The 21,659-nt window shown below is 70.2% G+C and carries 20 protein-coding genes; 12 read left to right on the top strand and 8 right to left on the bottom strand.

Annotated features, from left to right (window positions below):
* The first annotated feature begins 6 nt into the window (after positions 1–6).
* From TTH_RS05970 to TTH_RS05930, 9 genes are all read left to right on the top strand, one after another.
* On the top strand, positions 7–852 hold the full coding sequence (locus TTH_RS05970; protein WP_011228493.1) for a pseudouridine-5'-phosphate glycosidase: 846 nt from the start codon (positions 7–9) through the stop codon (positions 850–852).
* Between the two features lie 4 nt (positions 853–856).
* Positions 857–1,714, top strand: a complete 858-nt coding sequence (locus tag TTH_RS05965; protein WP_011228492.1) for a RodZ domain-containing protein — start codon at positions 857–859, stop codon at positions 1,712–1,714.
* 40 nt (positions 1,715–1,754) lie between these two features.
* Positions 1,755–3,059: a 30S ribosomal protein S12 methylthiotransferase RimO gene (gene rimO, locus TTH_RS05960; RefSeq protein ID WP_011228491.1), complete on the top strand. Its 1,305-nt coding sequence runs from the start codon at positions 1,755–1,757 to the stop codon at positions 3,057–3,059.
* Between the two features lie 13 nt (positions 3,060–3,072).
* The gene (gene trkA, locus TTH_RS05955; RefSeq protein ID WP_011228490.1) at positions 3,073–4,413 is read left to right on the top strand and encodes a Trk system potassium transporter TrkA; all 1,341 of its coding nucleotides are present in this window, start codon (positions 3,073–3,075) and stop codon (positions 4,411–4,413) included.
* Positions 4,382–5,854, top strand: a complete 1,473-nt coding sequence (locus tag TTH_RS05950) for a TrkH family potassium uptake protein (protein ID WP_011173241.1) — start codon at positions 4,382–4,384, stop codon at positions 5,852–5,854. Before trkA ends, TTH_RS05950 begins: the two co-directional genes overlap by 32 nt.
* Positions 5,855–5,868: 14 nt before the next feature.
* Entirely contained in the window at positions 5,869–8,328 is a 2,460-nt protein-coding gene (gene glgP, locus TTH_RS05945; protein WP_011228489.1) for an alpha-glucan family phosphorylase, read from the top strand.
* Positions 8,329–8,368: 40 nt separating this feature from the next.
* On the top strand, positions 8,369–9,133 hold the full coding sequence (locus tag TTH_RS05940) for an ABC transporter substrate-binding protein (RefSeq protein WP_011228488.1): 765 nt from the start codon (positions 8,369–8,371) through the stop codon (positions 9,131–9,133).
* A 65-nt stretch (positions 9,134–9,198) separates the two neighbouring features.
* Entirely contained in the window at positions 9,199–9,984 is a 786-nt protein-coding gene (locus TTH_RS05935) for an amino acid ABC transporter permease (RefSeq protein ID WP_011173238.1), read from the top strand.
* A 54-nt stretch (positions 9,985–10,038) separates the two neighbouring features.
* Positions 10,039–12,627, top strand: coding sequence for a valine--tRNA ligase (locus tag TTH_RS05930; protein WP_011228487.1), 2,589 nt, complete (start codon positions 10,039–10,041; stop codon positions 12,625–12,627).
* Here TTH_RS05930 and TTH_RS05925 read toward each other — a convergent pair.
* Genes TTH_RS05925 through trpC form a run of 5 tightly spaced genes read right to left on the bottom strand, consistent with a single transcriptional unit; the run spans position 12,611 to position 16,924 of the window.
* Entirely contained in the window at positions 12,611–13,174 is a 564-nt protein-coding gene (locus TTH_RS05925; RefSeq protein WP_011228486.1) for a DUF6812 domain-containing protein, read from the bottom strand. The two genes, TTH_RS05930 and TTH_RS05925, sit on opposite strands and share 17 nt — an antisense overlap.
* Positions 13,146–15,146 (bottom strand): single-stranded-DNA-specific exonuclease RecJ, encoded by a 2,001-nt coding sequence (gene recJ / locus TTH_RS05920; RefSeq protein ID WP_011228485.1) that lies wholly within the window; start codon positions 15,144–15,146, stop codon positions 13,146–13,148. Before recJ ends, TTH_RS05925 begins: the two co-directional genes overlap by 29 nt.
* The gene (locus tag TTH_RS05915; protein ID WP_011228484.1) at positions 15,143–15,460 is read right to left on the bottom strand and encodes a lipopolysaccharide assembly protein LapA domain-containing protein; all 318 of its coding nucleotides are present in this window, start codon (positions 15,458–15,460) and stop codon (positions 15,143–15,145) included. The genes recJ and TTH_RS05915 overlap by 4 nt, the downstream gene beginning before the upstream one ends.
* On the bottom strand, positions 15,448–16,155 hold the full coding sequence (gene hisA / locus TTH_RS05910; RefSeq protein ID WP_011228483.1) for a 1-(5-phosphoribosyl)-5-[(5-phosphoribosylamino)methylideneamino]imidazole-4-carboxamide isomerase: 708 nt from the start codon (positions 16,153–16,155) through the stop codon (positions 15,448–15,450). Before hisA ends, TTH_RS05915 begins: the two co-directional genes overlap by 13 nt.
* A gap of 4 nt (positions 16,156–16,159) precedes the next feature.
* Positions 16,160–16,924, bottom strand: coding sequence for an indole-3-glycerol phosphate synthase TrpC (trpC, locus tag TTH_RS05905; RefSeq protein ID WP_011228482.1), 765 nt, complete (start codon positions 16,922–16,924; stop codon positions 16,160–16,162).
* A gap of 26 nt (positions 16,925–16,950) precedes the next feature.
* Here trpC and TTH_RS05900 point away from each other — a divergent pair, with 26 nt between their 5' ends.
* From TTH_RS05900 to TTH_RS05890, 3 genes are all read left to right on the top strand, one after another.
* A complete protein-coding gene (locus tag TTH_RS05900) occupies positions 16,951–17,181 on the top strand; it encodes a hypothetical protein (protein WP_011228481.1) in 231 nt (76 codons plus the stop codon).
* Positions 17,182–17,242: 61 nt separating this feature from the next.
* Entirely contained in the window at positions 17,243–17,656 is a 414-nt protein-coding gene (locus TTH_RS05895; RefSeq protein WP_011228480.1) for a helix-turn-helix domain-containing protein, read from the top strand.
* 3 nt (positions 17,657–17,659) lie between these two features.
* On the top strand, positions 17,660–18,487 hold the full coding sequence (locus TTH_RS05890; protein ID WP_011228479.1) for a patatin-like phospholipase family protein: 828 nt from the start codon (positions 17,660–17,662) through the stop codon (positions 18,485–18,487).
* Here TTH_RS05890 and TTH_RS05885 read toward each other — a convergent pair.
* Genes TTH_RS05885 through TTH_RS05875 form a run of 3 tightly spaced genes read right to left on the bottom strand, consistent with a single transcriptional unit; the run spans position 18,462 to position 21,599 of the window.
* Positions 18,462–18,878 carry a hypothetical protein gene (locus TTH_RS05885; protein ID WP_011228478.1) on the bottom strand — a complete coding sequence of 139 codons (417 nt, stop codon included), beginning with the start codon at positions 18,876–18,878 and terminating at the stop codon, positions 18,462–18,464. The two genes, TTH_RS05890 and TTH_RS05885, sit on opposite strands and share 26 nt — an antisense overlap.
* A gap of 6 nt (positions 18,879–18,884) precedes the next feature.
* Positions 18,885–19,619 carry an amino acid ABC transporter ATP-binding protein gene (locus tag TTH_RS05880; RefSeq protein WP_011228477.1) on the bottom strand — a complete coding sequence of 245 codons (735 nt, stop codon included), beginning with the start codon at positions 19,617–19,619 and terminating at the stop codon, positions 18,885–18,887.
* Positions 19,620–19,625: 6 nt separating this feature from the next.
* Positions 19,626–21,599, bottom strand: a complete 1,974-nt coding sequence (locus TTH_RS05875; RefSeq protein WP_011228476.1) for a TRAP transporter permease — start codon at positions 21,597–21,599, stop codon at positions 19,626–19,628.
* Positions 21,600–21,659: the final 60 nt, after the last annotated feature.

Below are 21,659 nucleotides of genomic sequence, written 5' to 3'. Positions count from 1 at the left end.
GGCCCCATGCGCGAAGCCCGGGTGGCTTTGGAGTCCGCGGTCCTGACCCACGGCCTCCCTTACCCCTTGAACCTGGAGGTGGCCCTGGCCCTGGAGGAGGCGGTGCGGGAGGAGGGGGCCACCCCCAAGACCATCGCCCTGGTGCGGGGGGAGGTGCGGGTGGGCCTTTCCCGCGAGGAGATGGAGGCCTTGGCGGCGGGCGGGGCGGAGAAGGCGAGCCTTTGGAACCTCGCGGCCCTCCTTGCCCAGGGAAGGAGCGCCGGGACCACGGTGGCGGCCACGGTCCACCTGGCCCACCTCCACGGCATCCCCGTTTTCGCCACCGGGGGGATCGGGGGGGTCCACCCCGAGCCCTACGACGAGAGCGCCGACCTCGTCGCCCTCTCCCGCACCCCCATCCTGGTGGTCTCCTCTGGCCCCAAGGCCATCCTGGACCTCAGGGCCACCCTGGAGCGCCTGGAGACTTTGGGGGTGAGCGTGGTGGGCTACCGGACGGACCGCCTCCCCGCCTTCTTCTCCCCGGACTCCCCCTTCCCCGTCCCCGCCCGGGTGGACACCCCCATGGAGGCGGCCCGGGTCTACCTCCGGGCCCGGGCCTTGGGCCTCGGGGGGGTGCTCCTGGTGAACCCCGTTTCCCAGGGCCTCCCTTATGAGCGGGTGGCCCTTTGGGTGGAGGAGGCGGGCCGGATGGCGGCCCGGGAGGGGGTCTTCGGGAAGGCCCTCACCCCCTACCTCCTGAGGAAGCTCTCGGAGCTCTCCTCGGGGGAGACGGACCGGGTCAACCGGAGGCTCCTCCTGGAGAACGCCCGCCTTGCGGCCCGGGTCGCCCTGGCCCTGGCGGGGCTAGAATAGGCGTGTGTGCGAGCTCGGCGAGAAGCTGAGGGAGGCGCGGGAGCGTCGGGGGCTTTCCCTGGGAGAGGCGGCGCGGCAGCTCGCCTTGAAGGCGGAGGTCCTCGAGGCCCTGGAGGAGTGCCGCTTTGAGCGGCTTCCCGAGCCGGCCCTGGCCCGGGGGTACCTCCGGCGCTACGCCCTCCTTCTGGGCCTGGACCCGGGGCCCCTCCTCGCCCTCTACCCGAGCGCGCCCTCCCTCCCGCCCCCCGCCCCGCCCCGCCCCCGCCGGGCCCTCTGGCCCTGGCTCCTGGCCCTCGCCCTCCTCGGCGGCCTCCTCTACGCGGGGTTCCTCCTCTGGCCCCGGCCTCCGGAGAAGGTGGTGGAGCTTCCCCCGCCGCCCCCGCCCGAGGCCCCGAGCCGCTACACCCTCCGGGTCCAGAGCGACCCCCCGGGAGCCCGGGTTTACTTGGACGGCTTCTATCTTGGACAGACGCCCTTGGAGACCCCGCCCCTGGAAGGGGGGGAGCGGGTCCTGCGCCTGGAACGCCCCGGCTACGCCCCCTTGGAGCGCAGGATCCTCCTGGACCGGAACCTGAGCCTAAGCCTCGCCCTCACCCCCGAGAAGCCGCCCCCCCAGGAGGCGGCGGAGGAGGCCCCCGCGAACAAGCTCGTCCTGAAGGTGGAGGGGCGGAGTTGGCTCAGGGTCACCCGGGACGGGGAGCGCCTCTACGAGGGGATCCCGGAGGTGGGGTCGGAGCTCGTCTTTGACCTCCCCGTGGAGGTGCGCTCGGGCAACCCGGGGGCGGTGCGGGTCATCCTCGGGGGGAAGGACCTCGGGCCCATGGGCGAGCCCGGCATCCCCGTCACCCGGCGCTACCCCTGATATACTTGGGGTTTGTTGGGGCCGAGCCCCCGGGAGGCGTATGGCGAAGATCGGTTTTGTCAGCTTGGGCTGCCCCAAAGCCCTGGTGGACTCGGAGCAGATCCTTTCCCGGCTCAAGGCCCTGGGGTACGAGACGAGCCCCAGCTACGAGGAGGCGGAGCTCGTCATCGTCAACACCTGCGGCTTCATCAACGAGGCGGTGGAGGAGAGCCTCGAGGTCATCGGCGAGGCCCTCAAGGAAAACGGCAAGGTGGTGGTCACGGGCTGCCTGGGGGCGCGCCCCGAGAAGATCCGGGAGCGCCACCCCCAGGTGCTCGCCATCACGGGCCCGGGGGAGGTGGAAAGGGTTCTGGAGGCGGTGCAGGTGGTGCTTCCCGCGCCCCGGGACCCCTTTTTGGACCTCATCCCTCCCCAGGTCAAGCTCACCCCGAGGCACTACGCCTACGTGAAGCTCTCCGAGGGGTGCGACCACCGGTGCAGCTTCTGCATCATCCCTAAGCTGCGGGGAAGGCTCCGCTCCCGGGACGCCGCCGACGTGCTCGCCGAGGCGGCGAGGCTCGTGGCCACGGGGACGAAGGAGCTCCTCCTCGTGGCCCAGGACCTCTCGGCCTACGGGGTGGACCTGGGGCACCGGGAGAGCCTCTGGGGGGACCGGCCCGTGCGGGCGGAGCTTAAGGACCTCCTCGCCCACATGGCCGAGCTCGGCGCCTGGATCCGCCTCCACTACGTCTACCCCTACCCCCATGTCAAGGACCTCCTCCCCCTCATGGCCGAGGGGAAGGTCCTGCCCTACCTGGACGTTCCCCTCCAGCACGCCTCCCCCCGGATCCTCCGCCTCATGCGCCGCCCCGGGGGGTACGAGAGCCACCTCAAGGCCCTCAAGGCCTGGCGGGAGGTGGTGCCCGAGCTCGCCCTCCGCTCCACCTTCATCGTGGGCTTCCCCGGGGAGACGGAGGAGGACTTCCAGATCCTCCTGGACTTCCTGGAGGAGGCGGAGCTGGACCGGGTGGGGGTCTTCGCCTACTCCCCGGTGGAGGGGGCGGAGGCGAACCGCCTTCCGGACCCCGTGCCCGAGGAGGTGAAGGAGGAGCGCAAGGCGAGGCTTTTGGAGCTGCAGGCCCGGGTGAGCCTCAGGAAGAACCAGCGTTTCGTGGGCAAGACCCTGGAGGTCCTGGTGGACGAGCTGCCCGAGCCCGGCCTCGCCGTGGGCCGGACCTACCGCGACTCCCCCGGCATAGACGGGGTGGTCTACGTGGAGACGGACGGCACCGTGCGGGTAGGGGAGAGGATCCCCGTGCGCATCCTTCGGGCGGACACCTACGACCTCCACGGGGTCCAGGCGTAGGATAGGGGCGGCCATGTACATCGTCATCGCTGGGGGCGGGGAGATGGGCGGGGAGCTCGCCCGCGCCCTGGAGAAGACCCACGACGTGGTGGTCATTGACCGCAACCCCCAGGCGCGGGAGCGCTTCGCCTCCTTGGACGTCAAGGTGGTGGTGGGGGGGGCCACGGACCCCGACACCTTGAGGGAAGCCGGGGTGGACCGGGCGGACCTCTTCGTCGCCAGCACCGACTCCGACGAGATCAACCTCCTGGCGAGCCTCCTGGCCAAGGGCCTCGGGGCCAAGGAGGCCTTCTGCTTCGTGGGCAAGGGAGGGTACGTGGAGGTCCTCACCGACCCCCGCACCGCCGAGATCCTCGGCACCCGCATTGACCGGGTCCTCTGGCCCCAGCGGGCCATGGCCCGGGAGATCGTGGAGGTCATCCTGGTCCCCTGGGCGGTGGACACCGAGGTGCTGGCCGGGGGAAGGCTCCGCTTCGTGGAGTACCGGGTGAAGGAGGGGGGGGAGTACGTCCACCGCCTCCTCTCCGGGGAGAAGTGGCCCGAAGGGGTCCTCCTCGCCGGGGTGGTGCGGGAGGGGACCTTCCTGAGCTTCGCCCACCCCGAGTTTCCCGAGCTCATCCTGGAGCCCGGGGACAAGCTTCTCTTCGTAGCCACCCAGAAGGCCTTTTCCGAGCTCGCCGCCTACTTCACCGAGGGCCCTGGGGTCCGCCGGGTGATGGTCATCGGGGGCGGGAACGTGGGGTTCATGGTGGCCCAGGGGCTCCTCAAGCGCCGGGTGGAGGTGGTCATCGTGGAGCGGAACGCCGAGCGGTGCCAGTGGCTCTCTGAAGAGCTCCCCGGGGCTTTGGTCATCCAGGGGGACGGGACGGACATTGAGCTTCTGGAGGCCGAAGGGATGGCGGAGGCGGACGCGGTGGTGGCGGTGACGGACCACGACGAGAAGAACCTTCTCGCCTCCCTCCTCGCCAAGCAGATGGGGGTGCGGAAGGTGATCACCCGGGTCTCCCGCTCCGAGACCCGGAGGCTCTTTGAGCAGGTGGGCATTGACCTCGCCCTCACCCCCAGGCAGGCGGCCGTGCGGGAGGTGCTGGACTGGATCGGCCCGGAGAACGTGGAGCACATCGCCACTTTGGACGAGAGCATTGAGGTGCTGGAGGTCCTGGTCTCGGAGGGCGCGGCCCCCAAGGCCTTGAGGGACCTGGTCCGGCCCGACGCCGTCCCCGTGGCCCTGGAGCGGGACCACCGGATCTTCCTCTACGAGGAGGGGCTGGGGCTTCTCCCCGGGGACAGGCTCTACCTGGTGGCGGCCCGCGAGGTGGCCGATGAGGTCCTGGCTCCCTTCTTCCCGGAGTAAGGGGGCCCTGGAGGCCCTCCTCTACCTCCTCGGCCTCACCTTCCGGGGCTTCGCCTTCGTCCACCTGGGCTTCGCCGCCTTGGCCCTGGTCCTGGGGGAGGAGGCCTGGGGCTTCCTGGGGGCGGCGGCCTTGGGGTTTGCCCTGGGGTACCTCGGTACCTTCCGGGGCAGGCCCAAGGCCCAGCCCCAGCGGGCCGAGGTCTTCGCCGGGGTGGCCCTCCTTTGGCTTCTTGTCCCGGTGCTCGGGGCGGTGCCCTACTGGATCTCGGGGGGGCTTGCCTTCCTGGACGCCCTCTTTGAGTCCATGTCGGGGTACACCGCCACCGGGGCCACGGTTCTGCAGGACTTCTCCTTAAGCCGAAGCCTCTTCCTCTACCGGGGCTTCACCCAGTGGATGGGGGGGATCGGGATCGTGGTGCTTTTCCTCGCGGTCTTCCCCCAGCTCCACGTGGCGGGGCGCCAGGCCTTCTTCGCCGAGAGCACCGGGGTGGAGAAGGAGCGCCTCACCCCGAGGATCCGCCAGACGGCCCAGGCGGTCCTCCTCCTCTACCTGGCCCTCACCGGGGCCGCCGCCTTGGGGTACGCCCTCGCCGGGGTGCCCCTCTTTGAGGCGGTGGCCAACGCCTTGGCCACGGTCCCCGCCGGGGGGTTCAGCCCCAACCCCCAGAGCTTCGCCGGTTACCCGCCCCTCGCCCAGTGGCTCGGGGTGGCCTTCATGTTCCTCGCCGGGGTGAACTTCCTCCTGCAGTACCGCCTCTTCTTCCGGGGCGAGGTGGGGCCCCTTCTTCGGGACGCCGAGTTTCGCGCCTACGTCCTCGTGGTCCTGGCCGCGGGCCTCGCGCTTTCCGGCTACCTCTACACCCACCACACCTACGACCTCGAGGCCAGCCTCCGCCACGCCTTCTTCCAGGTGATCTCCATCCTCACCGGCACGGGCTTCGCCAGCGTGGACTTCGCGCAGTGGGTGGTCCCGGCCCAGGCCATCCTGGTCCTCCTCATGTTCGTGGGGGGAAGCGCGGGCTCGGCGGCGGGGGGGATCAAGTTGGTGCGCTGGCTCGTCCTCTTCGGCTTCCTCCGCCGGGAGATCACCCGCACCCTCCACCCCCAGGCGGTCCTCCCCTTGCGCCTGGGGGGGCGGGTGCTCTCGGAGGAGGTCCTGCGGCAGGTCTCCGTCTTCATCCTCCTCTACACCCTCCTCTTCGTCCTGGGGGCCGTGGCCCTGGCCTTTTTGGAAAAGGACTTTGTCGTGGCCTTCACCGCCAGCGCCCAGGCCATCGGCAACATCGGCCCCGGCCTCGGCGAGGTGGGGCCCATGGGCTCCTACGCGGGGCTTCACCCCCTCTCCAAGCTCCTCCTCGTGGGGCTCATGTGGGCGGGGCGGATTGAGGTGGTGCCCGTGGTCCTCCTCCTGACCCCGGAGCTTTGGCGCAGGCTCCGCTGAGTATAATCCGGAGCATGAACGTTCTCGGACGGATCACCGCCATGCCCGACCTCCCCGAGCCCCTGGAGGGGCTTAAGGAGATCGCCTACAACCTCTGGTGGAGCTGGAACCCGGAGGCGGCCGAGCTTTTCCAGGAGCTGGACCCCGCCCTTTGGAAGCGGTTCCGCGGGAACCCGGTGAAGCTCCTTCTGGAGCTGGACCCCGCCCGCCTCGAGGCCTTAAGCGCCTCGGGCTACGCCGCCCGGGTCCAGGCCACCCGGGAGGCGCTTAGGGCCTACCTCGAGGCCCGCAGGACGAAGCGGGGCCCCCTGGTGGCCTACTTCTCGGCGGAGTACGGCTTCCACAGCTCCCTGCCCATCTACGCTGGGGGGCTTGGGGTCCTCGCCGGGGACCACGTCAAGGCGGCGAGCGACCTCGGCCTCAACCTCGTGGGGGTGGGGCTCTTCTACCACGAGGGGTACTTCCACCAGCGCCTCTCCCCGGAAGGGGAGCAGGTGGAGGTCTACGAGCCCCTCCGCCCCGAGGAGCTTCCCCTCGTCCCGGTCCAGGACGCCGAGGGGAGGCCCGTGCGGGTGGCCGTGGAGTTCCCGGGCCGCCTGGTCCACGTGGGGGGGTACCGGGTGCAGGTGGGGGCGGTGCCCGTCTACCTCCTCACCACCGACCTCCCGGAGAACGCCCCCGAGGACCGGCAGATCACGGCCCGGCTCTACGCCGCGGGCCTCGAGGCCCGCATCCAGCAGGAGCTCGTCCTGGGCCTCGGGGGGGTGCGGTTCCTCAGGGCCCTGGGCCTCGCCCCCGCCTTCTTCCACATGAACGAGGGGCACTCGGCCTTCCTGGGCCTTGAGCGCCTCCGGGAGCTTGTGGCCGAGGGGTACCCCTTCCGGGAGGCCCTGGAGCTCGCCCGGGCCTCGGCCCTCTTCACCACCCACACCCCCGTGCCCGCCGGGCACGACGTCTTCCCCCTGGACCTCGTGGACCGCTACCTGGGGGGGTTTTGGGAGAAGCTCGGGGTGGACCGGGACACCTTCCTCGGGCTCGGCCTGGAGGAGAAGCCCTGGGGGCCCGTCTTCTCCATGTCCAACCTCGCCCTGCGCACGGCGGCCCAGGCCAACGGGGTCTCCCGCCTCCACGGGGAGGTTTCCCGGAACATGTTCCGCCACCTCTGGCCGGGCCTCCTGGCGGAGGAGGTGCCCATCGGCCACGTCACCAACGGGGTGCACACCTGGACCTTCCTCCACCCCAGGCTTCGCCGCCACTACGCCGAGGTCTTCGGGCCCGAGTGGGTGGAGCGTCCCGAGGACCCCGAGACCTGGCGGGTGGAGGGGCTCGGGGAGGCCTTCTGGCGCATCCGGCAGGACCTGAAGCTCTTCTTGGTGCGGGAGGTGCGCCAGCGCCTCTACGAGCAGCGCCGCCGCAACGGGGAGGGGCCCGCCCGCTTGCGGGAGGCGGAGAAGGCCCTGGACCCCGAGGCCCTCACCATCGGGTTCGCCCGCCGCTTCGCCACCTACAAGCGGGCCGTCCTCCTCTTCAAGGACCCCGAGCGGCTTTTGCGCATCCTCAAGGGGCCCTACCCCGTGCAGTTCGTCTTCGCCGGGAAGGCCCACCCCAAGGACGAGGCGGGGAAGGCCTACCTCCAGGAGCTTGTGAGCAAGATCCGGGAGTACGGCCTGGAGGACCGGATGGTGGTCCTCGAGGACTACGACATGTACCTGGCCCGGGTGCTCACCCACGGGTCCGACGTCTGGCTCAACACCCCGAGGCGGCCGATGGAGGCCTCGGGCACGAGCGGCATGAAGGCCGCCCTCAACGGGGCCCTCAACCTCAGCGTCTTGGACGGCTGGTGGGCCGAGGCCTACAACGGCAAAAACGGCTTCGCCATCGGGGACGAGCGCGTCTACGAGAGCGAGGAGGCCCAGGACGTGGCCGACGCCCAGGCCCTCTACGACCTCCTGGAGTCCGAGGTCATCCCCCTCTTCTACGCCAAGGGCCTGGAGGGGTACTCCTCGGGCTGGATGTCCATGGTCCACGAGAGCCTCCGCACCGTGGGGCCCTACTTCAGCGCGGGGCGGATGGTCCGGGACTACCTCGCCCTCTACGAGCGGGGCGCCCTTTGGGAGAAGGAGGCCCGGGCCCGCCTCGAGGCCCTAAAGGCCTTCGCCGAGGCCCTCCCCGCCTTCCACGCCCTGGGGGTCAGGCCCGAGGTCCCCGGGGACCTGACCCTGAACGGGGGGCGGCTGGAGGTGGGGNCGGTCCTCGAGGGGGAGGTGCCGGAGGGCCTTCGCCCCCACCTCCGGGTCCAGCTCGTGGTGCGCCGCTTGGGCGGCGGCCTGGAGGTGGTGGACCTGGAGGAGGTGGCCCCGGGGCGGTACCGCACCGCCTTCCGCCCCACAAGGCCCGGGAGCTACACCTACGGCCTCCGCCTCGCCCTCCTCCACCCCGTGACGGGCCGGGTGGAGTGGGTGCGCTGGGCCTAGGGGCGTGTATAATCTTCCGGGGTTCTTTAGGAGGTGAAGCATGCGTAAAGGATGGGTACTTCTTTTGGTCTTGGCCTTGGGCGCGGCCTTGGCCCAGGTGCGGAGCTTTGAGGAGATCAAGCGCTCCGGCGAGATCCGCATCGGCACCGAGGGGGCCTTCCCCCCCTTCAACTACTTTGACGAGCGGAACCAGCTCACCGGGTTTGAGGTGGACCTGGGCAACGCCATCGCCGAGCGGCTCGGCCTGAAGCCGCGCTGGATCGCCCAGTCCTTTGACACCCTGCTCATCCAGCTCAACCAGGGGCGGTTTGACTTCGTCATCGCCTCCCACGGCATCACCGAGGAGCGGGCCAGGGCGGTGGACTTCACCAACCCCCACTACTGCACCGGCGGGGTCATCGTAAGCCGGAAGGGGGGGCCGAGGACGGCCAAGGACCTCCCGGGCAAGGTGGTGGGGGTCCAGGTGGGCACCACCTACATGGAGGCCGCCCAGAAGATCCCGGGCATCAAGGAGGTGCGCACCTACCAGCGGGATCCTGACGCCCTCCAGGACCTCCTCGCGGGCCGCATAGACGCCTGGATCACCGACCGCTTCGTGGCCAAGGAGGCCATCAAGGAAAGGAAGCTGGAGAACACCCTCCAGGTGGGCGAGCTCGTCTTCCAGGAGCGGGTGGCCATGGCCGTGGCCAAGGGGAACAAGGGCCTCCTGGACGCCTTGAACCGGGCTTTGGCCGAGCTGATGCAGGACGGCACCTACGCCCGCATCAGCCAGAAGTGGTTCGGGGAGGACGTCCGCTGCAAGTGACCCTGCCGCGCCCGGACGCCCAAAGGCCCTAAAGGCCCTAGGCCGTCCGGGCCCCTTTTCGCCCCATGCGGTACCTCCGCTTTTTCGCCCTCTTCCTTCTCCTCGTCCTCGGGTATTTCGCCCTCTTCCACGCCCTCTCCTGGGCTTTGGAGCGCTACTTCCTCCTCACGGGCTTCGGCCCCGAGCGGGCGGCCTCCGCCGGGCGGATCATGGCCCAGGGGGCCGAGGTGACCCTGAAGCTCACCCTCCTCTCGGGGGCGGCGGGGCTCGTCATCGGCGTCTTCGCCGGGATGGCGCGGCTTTCCGCCCGGGCCTGGGTGCGCCTGCCTGCCGCCTTCTACATCTGGGTCATCCGGGGTACGCCCCTTCTCGTCCAGATCCTCTTCGCCTACAACGCCCTTCCCCTCCTCCTCCAGCCCCTCTGGCCGGGGGCGCAGCAGGCCCTCACCCCCTACTGGGCGGCCTTCATCGCCCTCGCCTTCAACGTGGGGGCCTACAACGCCGAGGTGGTCCGCGCCGGCATCCAGGCGATCCCCAAGGGGCAGTGGGAGGCCGCTTGGTCCTTGGGGTTTTCCGCCGCGGACACCATGCGCTTCGTCATCCTGCCCCAGGCCCTGAGGATCGTGGTGCCCCCCTTGGTCAACAACGTGGTGGCCCTCCTCAAGGACTCCTCCCTGGCGAGCGTCATCACCCTCTTGGAGCTCGCCCTCTCCGGCCAGCGCATCATCTCCGCCACCTTCCGCCCCGTGGAGGTCTACTTGGCGGTGGCCGCGGTCTACCTCCTCCTCACCACCCTCCTCACCTTCTTCACCAACCTCCTGGAGCGGCGCCTCGCCCTGCCCGGCCGCTAAGTGCCCCACCTGCGGCGAAATCCACGTGCGGACACTTAGTAAACTGGGCTTAGCATGGACCTGCCCAAGGCCTACGATCCCAAGTCCGTGGAGCCCAAGTGGGCGGAGAAGTGGGCGAAGAACCCCTTCGTGGCGAACCCCAAAAGCGGCAAGCCCCCCTTCGTCATCTTCATGCCGCCCCCGAACGTCACCGGCTCCCTCCACATGGGCCATGCCCTGGACAACAGCCTCCAGGACGCCCTCATCCGCTACAAGCGCATGCGGGGGTTTGAGGCGGTGTGGCTTCCCGGCACCGACCACGCCGGGATCGCCACCCAGGTGGTGGTGGAGCGCCTCCTCCTCAAGGAGGGGAAGACCCGGCACGACCTGGGGCGGGAGAAGTTCTTGGAAAGGGTCTGGCAGTGGAAGGAGGAGTCCGGGGGGACGATCCTCAAGCAGCTCAAGCGCCTCGGGGCGAGCGCCGACTGGAGCCGGGAGGCCTTCACCATGGACGAGAAGCGCTCCCGCGCGGTGCGCTACGCCTTCAGCCGCTACTACCACGAGGGCCTCGCCTACCGGGCCCCGAGGCTCGTGAACTGGTGCCCCCGGTGCGAGACCACCCTCTCGGACCTCGAGGTGGAGACCGAGCCCACCCCCGGCAAGCTCTACACCCTGCGCTACGAGGTGGAGGGGGGAGGCTTCATAGAGATCGCCACCGTCCGCCCCGAGACCGTCTTCGCCGACCAGGCCATCGCCGTCCACCCCGAGGACGAGCGCTACCGGCACCTCCTCGGCAAGAGGGCCCGGATCCCCCTTACCGAGGTCTGGATCCCCATCCTCGCCGACCCCGCCGTGGAGAAGGACTTCGGCACCGGGGCCCTCAAGGTCACCCCGGCCCACGATCCCCTGGACTACGAGATCGGGGAGCGCCACGGCCTAAAGCCCGTTTCCGTCATCAACCTGGAGGGGAGGATGGAGGGGGAGAGGGTCCCCGAGGCCTTGAGGGGCCTGGACCGCTTTGAGGCCCGGAGGAAGGCGGTGGAGCTTTTCCGGGAAGCGGGGCACCTGGTGAAGGAGGAGGACTACACCATTGCCCTCGCCACCTGCTCCCGCTGCGGCACCCCCATTGAGTACGCTATTTTCCCCCAGTGGTGGCTCAGGATGAGGCCCCTTGCGGAGGAGGTCCTAAAGGGCCTAAGGCGGGGGGACATCGCCTTCGTCCCCGAGCGCTGGAAGAAGGTGAACATGGACTGGCTGGAGAACGTCAAGGACTGGAACATCTCCCGCCAGCTCTGGTGGGGGCACCAGATCCCCGCCTGGTACTGCGAGGACTGCCAGGCGGTGAACGTGCCCCGCCCCGAGCGCTACCTGGAGGACCCCACCTCCTGCGAGGCCTGCGGGAGCCCCCGCTTAAAACGGGACGAGGACGTCTTTGACACCTGGTTCTCCTCGGCGCTTTGGCCCCTCTCCACCCTGGGCTGGCCCGAGGAGACGGAGGACCTCAAGGCCTTCTACCCCGGGGACGTGCTGGTCACGGGGTACGACATCCTCTTCCTCTGGGTTTCCCGCATGGAGGTCTCGGGCTACCACTTCATGGGGGAGAGGCCCTTTAAAACCGTCCTCCTCCACGGCCTCGTGCTGGACGAGAAGGGCCAGAAGATGTCCAAGTCCAAGGGGAACGTGATAGACCCCTTGGAGATGGTGGAGCGCTACGGGGCGGACGCCCTTCGCTTCGCCCTCATCTACCTCGCCACGGGGGGGCAGGACATCAGGCTTGACCTCCGCTGGCTGGAGATGGCCCGCAACTTCGCCAACAAGCTCTACAACGCCGCCCGCTTCGTCCTCCTCTCCCGTGAAGGTTTCCAGGCCAAGGAGGACACCCCAACCCTGGCGGACCGCTTTATGCGAAGCCGCCTAAGCCGGGGCGTGGAGGAGATCACCGCCCTCTACGAGGCCCTGGACCTGGCCCAGGCGGCCCGGGAGGTCTACGAGCTCGTCTGGAGCGAGTTCTGCGACTGGTACCTGGAGGCGGCGAAGCCCGCCCTCAAGGCGGGGAACGCCCACACCCTAAGGACGCTTGAGGAGGTCCTCGCCGTCCTCCTCAAGCTCCTCCACCCCATGATGCCCTTCCTCACCAGCGAGCTCTACCAGGCCCTCACCGGCAAGGAGGAACTCGCCCTCGAGGCCTGGCCCGAGCCCGGGGGGAGGGACGAGGAGGCCGAGAGGGCCTTTGAGGCCCTGAAGCAGGCGGTGACGGCGGTGAGGGCCCTGAAGGCCGAGGCCGGGCTCCCCCCGGCCCAGGAGGTGCGGGTCTACCTCGAGGGGGAGACCGCCCCCGTGGAAGAGAACCTCGAGGTCTTCCGCTTCTTGAGCCGGGCCGACCTCCTCCCCGAAAGGCCGGCGAAGGCCCTGGTCAAGGCCATGCCCCGGGTGACGGCCCGCATGCCCTTGGAGGGACTTCTGGACGTGGAGGAGTGGCGGCGCCGCCAGGAGAAGCGGCTCAAGGAGCTTTTGGCCCTGGCGGAGCGGAGCCAGAGGAAGCTCGCCTCCCCCGGCTTCCGGGAGAAGGCCCCTAAGGAAGTGGTGGAGGCGGAGGAGGCGCGGCTTAAGGAGAACCTGGAGCAGGCGGAAAGGATCCGGGAGGCCCTCAGCCAAATAGGGTGAGCCTGGGGTCCGAGGCCTCCCCGGGGGCCTCCACCACCCCCTCGGCGAGCCTCAGGTTCACGGTGAGGAAGGGGAACCGCTCCAGGGGGTCTGGGTCCACGAGGGGCCTGTCCGGGGCGAGGAGGTGAAGCCCCGCCTCCTTTAGGGTCTGGAAGGGCTTGGCCTGGGAGAGGAAGTCGGAAAGCCGCACCCCCCGCGGCAGGAGGAGCTCCCCCGCCAGGAGGTAGTCCCCGAAGAGGAAGGCGAGGCGCCTCCTCTCCAGGAGGGCCGGGCTCGTTCGGGGCTCGGCGGGCCTTCCCCCGGCCACCCACTGGACCCGCTCCTTGCGCAGGGCGAGGAAGTTGACGCTCGCCTTGAGCTCCCGGGCCTCCGGGGGGTGGCGGAAGCCCGGGGCGTAGACCAGGGCCCCGGTCACGGGGAGGTAAGGCCGTTCCTGGTTCAAGAGGTCGGCGGTGCCCGCCCCGGGCACCAGGTGGATCATCCCGTAGACCCGGTAGGCCCCGGTGTAGATCCGGGCCTCATGGGCTTCCCGCGGGCTCCTGTACACGGTTCACCTCCCAGTAGGCGAGGAGGGCCTCGCTGAAGAGGCCCGGGTGACGGCGCTCGTAGGCGAAGAGGAGGCGGCGGTGGACGAGGGCTTTGAGCCGGGCCTCGGGGGTGTGGAGGACGGGGGGGGCGGAAAGCCTGGCCCGCGCCTCCCGCCCCAGGGCCACCTCCACCCGCCTGCCCAGGACCGGCCTTGGGGGGAGGCCGAGCCAAAGCCCGGCCTCCTCGGGGGGGAGGAGGCGGAAGCCCGCCTTCCAGGCGTAGTCCAGCCCCTCAGGGTTGTCCTCGGGGACGTAGACCCCTTCCCCCAGGCGGGCCCGGGCCAGGGCCTCGAGGAGGGGCAGGGGGTAGGCGAAGGGCGCGATCCCGCCCTCCAGCGCCTCTGGCTTTCGCAGGTCCACCGCCTGGACCTCGTAGGCGAGGTGGCCGTTCCAGGCGTTTTCGCTGAGGAGGCCCGCCACCTCCACCTCCGGGGGCAGGGCGAGGTCCCCCTGTTTCCAGGCCAGGACCCGCACCCCCTTCAGGCGGAAGGCGAGGTGGCGGCCCTCCCCGAGGCGCCGGGCCTCCTCCGGGGCGCCGAAGAGGAGGAAGAGGGGCTCGGGGTTTCCCTCGCCGTAGGGCTCCAAAAGGGCGAGCTCCCGGAAGACCTGGGGGAGGAGGCCGGGCTCCGGAAGCAGGTCCAAAAGGGCCACCTCGCGCACGGGGTCGGGGAAGCGGGCGGCGTAGGCCTCCACCCGGGCCTTGAAGGCGGGGAAGAGGGCCTCGTCCATGGCGAAGCCCGCCGCCTCCTTGTGCCCCCCGTAGCGCAACAAAAGGTCCTCGGCGCTCCTTAGGGCCTCCACGGCGCTGATGGGGGCGAGGCTCCGCACCGTCCCCTTGCCCTGGGCCACCAGGAAGACGGGCCGGAGGGTGGCCTCCAGGATGCGGCTCGCCACGATGCCCATCACCCCCGGGTGCCCCTCGGGGTCCAGGAGGACGATGGCCTTGGCCTCGGGGTCCGCCTGGGGGAGGAGCTTCCTGAGCATGGCCTCCTCCAGGGTCTGGCGGCGGGCGTTCAGCCGGTGGAGTTCCCCCACGAGGGCCTGGGCCTCGGCCGCGTCGTCGGTGAGGAGGAGCCTTAGGGCCTTCTCAGCCTCCCCGAGGCGGCTTGCCGCGTTGATCCGGGGGGCGATGCGGAAGGCCACCTCCACCGCCTTCCCCGTGTACCCCACCGCCTCGGCCAGAAGCCTGAGCCCAACCCAGGAGGAGGCGGGGATGCGGGCCAGGCCCTCCTTCACCAAGGCCCGGTTCCAGCCCCAAAGGGGGGCCACGTCGGCGATGGTGCCCACCGCGGCGAGGTCGGCGTACTCCAGGGGTGGGGGAAGGCCCAGGCGCTCGTGGAGGGCCCAGAGGAGGAGGAAGGCCACCCCCGCCCCCGTGGGCTTCTCCTTAAGGTCCGGGGTGAGGGCGGGGTGGACCACGAGGCCGGGGGGAGGGGTCTTGCCGGGGGTGTGGTGGTCGGTGACGATCACCTCCACCCCGTTTTCCAAAAGCTCCCTGAGCTCGGCGTGGTTCGTGATCCCGCAGTCCACGGTGAGGAAGAGGTCCGAGGCCTCGAGGTGCTCGGGAACCCGCTCCATCAGCACCCCGTACCCTTCCTCCAGCCGGTGGGGGATGAAGGGGTGGACGTCGGCGCCCAAGGCGGCGAGGCCCCGAACCAGGATGGCCGTGCCCGTGAGCCCGTCGGCGTCGTAGTCCCCGTGGACGCGGATCCGCTTCCCCTGGCGGAGCGCCTCCTCCAGGAGGGCCGCCGCCTCCCTCAGGCCCTTGAGGGGAAGGAGGGCGAGGGGGGGGTCCAGGTCCTCCTTGCGCCTAAAGCCCCGGTGCCAGTAGGCCAGGGCGGCCTCCGGCCCCACCTCCAAGGCCGCCATCACCTCCCGCCACTGGGCGAGGGGAGGGAGGGAAAGCACCCGCCAGCGGACCCGGTCCCTCATGCCTCCAGGTCCCGGTCGGGGATGCGGGGGATCTCCTCTATGCGCGCCTTTTTCAGCTCGGCCACCTCCCGCTCCAGGGCCCGGACCCGCCTCCAGGCGGCCGCCCGCTCCCGCCGCCCGGCCCAGGCGAGGCCCAGGGCGTAAAGCCCCCCCACGCCGAGGCCCAGGAGGAAGGCCCCGGGGAGGAGGAGGTAGAGGGGCCAGGGGCCCCAGGGGGTGGGGAGGGCGAGGAAGGGGTAGGTCCCGTAGAGGTAAAGCCCCGTGCCCGCCACGAGAAGCCCCGACACCAAAAGGAGCCAGTTCACGAGCGCCATGACGCCTCCTTTAGCCGGATCCGGCCCTCGTAGAGGGCCTTGCCCACCAAAGCGCCGTCCACGCCCAGGGCCTGGAGCAGGTGGAGGTCCTCCGGGGAGGCGATCCCTCCCCCCACGATGAGCTCGTAGGGCCAGGCCGCCCGCACCCGGGCCACCACCTCCCGGTCCAGGCCCAAGAGGGTCCCGTCCCGGCGGACGTCGGTGTAGAGGAGGGTCCGCACCCCCATTTCCGCCCAGGCCCGGAGGAGGTCCAGGGCGGAGGCGGAGACGGCCTCCTGCCAGCCCGAGACCACCACCTCCAGGCCCCGGGCGTCCAGGGCCACGGCCAGGCGGTCCGGGCCCACCGCTTCCAGCATCCGCGCCAGAAGCCCCGGGTCCTTCACGGCCACCGTGCCCACCACCGCCCGGCTCGCCCCCAGGGAGAGGGCCTCCTGCAGGGCCTCGAGGCTCCGGATGCCCCCCGCGAGCTGGAAGGGGATGGAGAGGGAGGCCGCCACCCGGCGCACCACCTCCCGGTTCTCCCCCGTGCCCAGGGCGCGGTCCAGGTCCACCAGGTGGAGGAGGGTGGCCCCTTCCTCCTGGAAGCGCAGCGCGGCCTCCACCGGGTCCCCGTAGGGGGTCTCCCGGGCGGGGTCCCCCTCGTAGAGGCGCACCGCCTTGCCCGACTTCAGGTCCACCGCCGGGATGAGGCGCATGGTCCTATCCTACAAGCTCCCTTAAGGCGGCCTCCAGATCGGGCGCCCGCATCAAGCTCGTGCCGATGAGGACGGCGTCAAAAAGCCCCTCCAGAGCTTTCAGCTCCTCCTTTCGGGAATACCCCGACTCCGCCACCAAGACCCCGCCGAAGCCCCGCTTTCGCGCCAGGCGGCCGAGGCGGGGGGCGGTCTCCAGGTTGATGTGCAGGGTGGCGAGGTCGCGGTTATTGATCCCGAGGACCTCCGCGCCGGCCTCGAGGGCGATCTCCAGCTCCCTCTCCGTGTGGACCTCCACCAGGGCCTCGAGGCCAAGCCTTCTCGCCTCCTCCAGGTAGGCCCCCGTAAGCTCCCCCAAAAGGGCCACGATGAGGAGGGCGGCGCTCGCCCCGAAGGCCCGGGCCTCCTCCAGCATGAAGGGGTCCACCACGAAGTCCTTCCTAAGGAGGGGAAGGTCCACCGCCTCGCGCACCCGCTTGAGGTCCAAGAGGCTTCCCCCGAAGCGGTGGGGTTCGGTGAGGACGCTCACCGCCCTCGCCCCGCCCCGCGCGTAGGCCAAGGCGGCCTCCACCGGGTCCACCTCCCGGATGAGCCCTTCCGAGGGGCTTTGCCTCTTGACCTCGGCGATTACGGAAAGCCCCGGGCGGAGGAGGGCCTCCTTGAAGGAGGGCACGGAAGGGGGCTCGGGAAGGGGATAGGGGGCCACCTCGGAAGCCCGCTTCCTGGCGATCTCCCCCAGGACCCCGGGGACGCGGGAAAGGTCGGGCCGCATGGGGCCATTCTACCTAGAATGGGGCCATGGCCCGCCCGCTTCCCCAAACCCTCTTTTTGGACGCCTACCTCACAGAATTTGCCGAAAGGCTGATCCGGAAAAACTTCCTGCCCGACCCCCTTCTCGGGGTGCTTCGGCGCCAGCGCCGCGCCCTGCGCAACCCCCCTCTCGGGGTGGAGGCCTTCCTGGAAAGCCTGAGGCGGGCCGGGCTGGTCACCTTCGCAAAAGCCCTTGAGGCCTACAAGGGGTACCTCTAACCCGGCCGGGCCTGTTGCGTTTATTTCGTTTATCCGGTAAACTGGGGCCTGGAGGTTGGGTATGGGCGGTCTCCTCTTCACCCCTAGGCTCCCGGCAGAAGCGGTCAGGGCCTTCCGGGAAAAGCTCACCCCCGGCAAGGTCTTGCGCCTCGAGGAGGCCTCCTTGACCCTCACCCCCGAGCTGGCCCAGCTCCTCCAGGAGCTCCTGGGAGCGCTTTCGCGGGGCGAGGCGGTGCGCATCGTTCCCTTGGAAGCCGAGCTCACCACGGGCCAGGCGGCCGAGCTCCTCGGGGTCTCCCGGCCTTACCTGGTCCGGCTTTTGGAGGAAGGCAAGATTCCCTACCACAAGGTGGGGACCCACCGCCGGGTCCGGGCCAGGGACCTTCTGGCTTACCTGGAGGCTTCCCGGAAGCGGGGCAGGGAGCTTTTGGACGAGCTCATCGGCGAGGCCCAGGAGCTCGGCCTGGGGTATTAGGCCGTGCGCGGCGTGGCCTTGGCCTTAGGGGGAGGCGGCGTCCGGGGGTACGCCCACCTCGGGGTGCTCGCCGTCTTGGAGGAGGCGGGCGTTCCCATCCGGGGCCTTGCGGGGAGCTCCGCCGGGGCTCTGGCGGCGGCCGCCTGGGCCTTCGGCCACAAGGACCCCTGGAGGGTGCACGAGGCCATCTTTGACCGGGAGGTGGCGGAGCTTTCCCGGGCGGGAAGCCTCCGGGCCTTGGCCCGGCTCTTCATCGCCTTCAGGCGCCCGGCCGTGGTGGACACGGACCGGATAGAGGAGGGGCTTAAGGCCCTCTTTGGCGAGGCGCGGCTGGAGGAGAGCCCCATCCCCCTCGCCCTCCAGGCGGCCGACCTCCTCACGGGCGAGGCGGTGGTCCTGAGGGAAGGGCCGGTGTGGAAGGCGGTCCTCGCCAGCATGGCCATCCCGGGCCTCTTCCCCCCGGTGGCCCTCATGGGGCGGCTCCTCGTGGACGGGGACGTGGCGGAGAAGGTGCCGGTGCGGGCGGCCAAGGCCCTCTTCCCCAAGGTGGTGGCCGTGGACGTCTCCAACCCTCCGCCCAAGGAACCGCCCAGGACGGCCCTCGAGGCCGCCCTCCTGGCGGGCGAGGCGAGCCGGAGGCGGCTCAAAGCCCTGGCCCTCAAGGAGGCGGACGTGGTCATCGCCCTGGACCCCCCCTTCCCCATAGACACCTTTGACCACGAGCGGCTGGAGTTCGTCTACGAGCTGGGAAAGCACCGGGCCAAGGAGCGCCTTCCCGAGGTCTTGGCCCTGGCGAGGACCCGGCTTAGGGACCTCTTGCCCCGGCGTTGAGCCCCTCTTCCCCCCGGCGGAGGAAGCCCCAGAAGGCGCCGAGGCCCAAGGGGAGAAGGAGGAGGCCCAGGGGCCTCAGGAGGAGGCCCAAAACCCCCAGGAAGAAAAAGGCCGCGGCCCCAAGCCCCACCGCCACCAAGGGTCCGAGGGGCGCCTCCTCCTCCAGGGCAGAGCGGGCCTGGAGGTAGAGCCAGGCCACCCCGAGGACGGCGAGGAGGAGGAGGGGCGGGTAAGGGGCCGAGGGCAGAAAGGGGGCGAGGAGGAGGAGGAGGCCCCCCTTAAGCCCGAGGAGGAAGAGGCCATAGGCCCTCAAGGCCCGGCGCCGGAGGTTAGGGTCGGCCTCGGGGTCGGCGAGGGCCTTGAGGAGGCCTTGCAGGGCGTTGGGGGCCATGGGGGTTTAGTGGTGGAGCACCCTCTGGAGGAAGCTTCGGGTGCGCTCCTCCTTGGGGCGCGTGAAGATCTCCTCCGGCCTCCCTTCCTCCACGATCTGCCCCCCGTCCATGAAGACCACCCGGTCCGCCACCTCCCGGGCGAAGCCCATCTCGTGGGTCACCACCACCATGGTCATGCCCCCTTGGGCCAGGTCCCGCATCACGTCCAAGACCTCCCCCACCATCTCGGGGTCCAGGGCGCTTGTGGGCTCGTCAAAGAGCATGATCTTGGGCTCCATGGCGAGGGCCCTGGCGATGGCCACCCGCTGCTGCTGCCCCCCGGAAAGCTGCGCCGGGTACTTCCTCGCCTGGTCCAATATCCCCACCCGCTCCAGAAGCTCCAGGGCCTTCTTCTCCGCCTTCTCCCGGGGCCAGCGCCGCACCCTCATGGGCGCCAGGGTGACGTTCTCCAAGACGGTCATGTGGGGGAAGAGGTTGAACTGCTGGAAGACCATCCCCACCTCCCGCCTGATCTCCCGGAGGGCCCGGTCGTCCTTGACGCTCAGGCCGTCCACCACCACCTCGCCCTCCTGGAAGTCCTCCAGGCGGTTAATGGTGCGGATGAGGGTGCTCTTTCCCGAGCCCGAGGGGCCGATGATGACGAGCTTTTCCCCCGGGGCCACCTCGAGGTGGATCCCCTTGAGCACGTGCAGGGGGCCGAACCACTTGTGCAGGTTGCGGATCCGGATGATGGGCTCCACTTCCGGCTATTTTCGCACCCGCTGGACCAGGTAGACAAGGCCCAAGAGCCCGAGGCCCAAAAGGTCGGTGGCGAGCCCCGGGACCACGAGGGTGAAGGCGGCGAGGAGGAGGAGGCCCCGCTCCCAAAGGGTGGTCCTCTTGTGGAAGAACCCCACCAAGGCGGCGCTGAAGGCCACCATCCCCGCGAAGGCGGTGGCCACGATCAGGACGCCTTCCGCCACCGAGCCCACCCCGAGGAGGAGGAGCTTGGGGTTGAAGAAGAACATGTAGGCGAGGAGGGCGGTCCTGAGCTCGTACACGAAGCCCTGGACCGCCGTCTTCCAGAAGTCGGAGCGGGCGATGGCGCTCGCGGCGTAGGCGGCGAGGGCCACGGGGGGCGTGGAGTCGGCCATGATGCCGAAGTAGAAGGCGAACATGTGGGCCGCCACCGGGGGCACGGCGTACCCCGCCTTCTCCGCCAGGTTCAGGATCACCGGCACCACCAAGGAGGCCATGACGATGTAGTTGGCGGTGGTGGGGAGGCCCATGCCGAGGAGGAGGCTCGTGAGCTGGGCGAGGAGGAGGACCAAGAGGAGGTTCCCCCCGGAAAGCCTCTCCACGATGTCCGTGAGCCCGAAGCCGATGCCCGTCATGGTGACGATGCCCACGATGACGCCGGCGGAGGCCGTGGCCAGGGCGATGCCCACCATGCCCCTCGCCCCCGCCTCGAGGCCCTCTAGGAGAAGCCTTCCCCCCTTGAGGAGCCCGAAACCCACCCCCGCCCCGCTCCTCCAGGCCCGCCAGGCCTCCTGCAGGAGGATGAGGAGGGCCATGAGGAAGACGGTGTTCAAGGCGGCCCGCTCCGGGGTGAGCCTCAGGCCCACCAGGGCGTAGAGGAGGTAGGCCAGGGGCAGGAGGTAGTGGAGCCCGGAGCGGAGCACGGGGGCGAGGGGCGGGAGCTCCGAGCGGGGCACCCCCTTGAGCCCCAAGGCCAGGGCCTCGAGGTGGACCGTGACGAAGAGGGTGGCGTAGGCGAGGAGGGCGGGGACGAGGGCGATGAGGATGAGCTGGCTGTAGGGGATGTTCAAAAACTCCGCCATGATGAAGGCCGCGGCCCCCATCACCGGGGGCATGAGCTGGCCGTTGGAGGAGCTCGCCACCTCCACCGCCCCTGCCTTCTCCGGGGGGTAGCCCACCCGCTTCATGAGGGGGATGGTGAAGGTGCCGGTGGTGACCGTGTTGGACACCGAGCTCCCCGAGACCACCCCCGTGAGGGCGCTCGCCACCACCGCCGCCTTGGCGGGCCCTCCGCGGAAGTGGCCGAGGAGGGCGTAGGCCGCCTGGATGAAGAAGTGCCCCGCCCCCGCCTTATCCAGAAGGGCCCCGAAGAGGACGAAGAGAAAGACAAAGGTGGCCGAGACCCCCAAGGGCACGCCCCAGATCCCCTCGGCGGTGGTGTAGAGCTGGCCCATGAGCTGGCCCCACTGGCTCCCGGCGTGGAGCTGGAGCCAGGAGGGGAGCGTGTAGGGGATGAGGCCCTTGGGCCCGGTGAGGGCGTAGAGGATGAAGACGGAGGCGATGATGGGCAAGGCGGGCCCCACCACCCGCCAGCTCGCCACGAAGAGGACGAGGAGGGTGAGGGTCCCCATGACCACGTCCCGATCGCTCGGGATGCCCCCTCGGATCTGGGTGATGCCGTAGTAGTCCCAGACCACGTAAAGCGCCCCCAGGGCGCCGAGCAGGGCCAGGGCCCAGTCCAAAAGGGGTACCCGGTCCTTAGGGCCCCGCTTCCCCGGGTAGGCCAGGAAGGCCAGGGCCAGGGCGAAGGCCAGGTGGACCGCCCGCAGGCGGATGGGGTCCAGGGTACCGAGCTCCGTGGCCCAGAGCTGGAAGAGGCTCCAGGCCACCCCGAGGCCGAAGAGGAGGTGGCGGCTCCACCCCTTCGGGCGCCTTCCTCCGAGCTCCGACTCCTCTACGAGAAGCGCCGCGTCCTTGTCCATAACCTTTCCCTTACCGGACGAGGGGCCCCCCTCAGGGGGCCCCTCCTTTTCGGCCTAGCG

The sequence above is a fragment of the Thermus thermophilus HB8 genome, assembly GCF_000091545.1.
Classification (GTDB): Bacteria; Deinococcota; Deinococci; order Deinococcales; family Thermaceae; genus Thermus; species Thermus thermophilus.
Note: the sequence above shows the minus strand (reverse complement) of the source record. Positions and strands in the feature narration are given on the sequence as shown.